General features: G+C 34.6%; 1 protein-coding gene. It reads right to left on the bottom strand.

What is annotated here, in order from left to right:
- Window positions 1-48 precede the first annotated feature (48 nt).
- Window positions 49-249: a cold-shock protein gene (locus tag HFD15_RS14120; protein WP_011835124.1), complete on the bottom strand. Its 201-nt coding sequence runs from the start codon at window positions 247-249 to the stop codon at window positions 49-51.
- Window positions 250-254 lie beyond the last annotated feature (5 nt).

Genomic DNA, 254 nt, shown 5'->3' with positions numbered 1-254 from the left:
AAAAAACTGAAGTAATGACTCCAGTTTTTGCACGATTTTCAGATATAATTATGCTTTTGTGATATTAACTGCTTGAGGTCCACGTTGACCTTCTTCAACATCAAATTCAACTTTTTGACCTTCGTCAAGTGATTTGAATCCATCAGATTGGATTGCTGAGAAGTGAGCGAACAAATCTTGACCATCTTCAGAGGTAATAAAACCAAATCCTTTAGTAGCGTTAAACCATTTTACTGTTCCATTTGCCATAATAT

It is taken from the genome of Lactococcus sp. EKM203L (genome assembly GCF_011800585.1).
Taxonomy (GTDB): domain Bacteria; phylum Bacillota; class Bacilli; order Lactobacillales; family Streptococcaceae; genus Lactococcus; species Lactococcus lactis.
The sequence above is the reverse complement of the archived record's forward strand: the minus strand, read 5'-3'. Positions and strand labels throughout refer to the sequence as shown.